Annotated in this window: 1 pseudogene; it reads left to right on the top strand. The window is 66.8% G+C overall.

The window, feature by feature from the left end:
• Nucleotides 1–248: 248 nt before the first annotated feature.
• Nucleotides 249–401: pseudogene (locus ADL01_RS47875) on the top strand (IS5/IS1182 family transposase); the annotation flags it as partial.

Raw genomic sequence — 401 nt, 5'->3', positions numbered from 1 at the left:
CTGCCCCACCCCAAGATCCACAGACACGGCAGAACACAACCACAGCCACCGGCAGAACTCACAACTGCCCTACCAATAACTGTGATTGCAGTACTAGCCGCCCGCGCCCCGCGCCTGGACCGAGCCCTGAAGAAGATCGCGCAACGGGGCGGCGTGGTCGTCCTGCTGGACGGCACCCTGTCCGCACCCGGCGCCGCACCGGAGCGGACAACCGCAGGAACTACAGCGGGAAACACAAGGCCCATGGCCTGCTGTTTCTCGCGCTGACCGACGAGAAGGGCAACCTGATCTGGATCTCTTCAGCCCGGCCCGGCCGGTCCAGCGAGATCACCACCGCCCGCCACGACAAGCTCACCGCACACCTTCGCGAAACCGGCCTCGGCGCCCTGGCCGACCTCGGC

Source organism: Streptomyces sp. NRRL WC-3618, from assembly GCF_001280005.1.
Taxonomy (GTDB): domain Bacteria; phylum Actinomycetota; class Actinomycetes; order Streptomycetales; family Streptomycetaceae; genus Streptomyces.
Note: the sequence above shows the minus strand (reverse complement) of the source record. Positions and strands in the feature narration are given on the sequence as shown.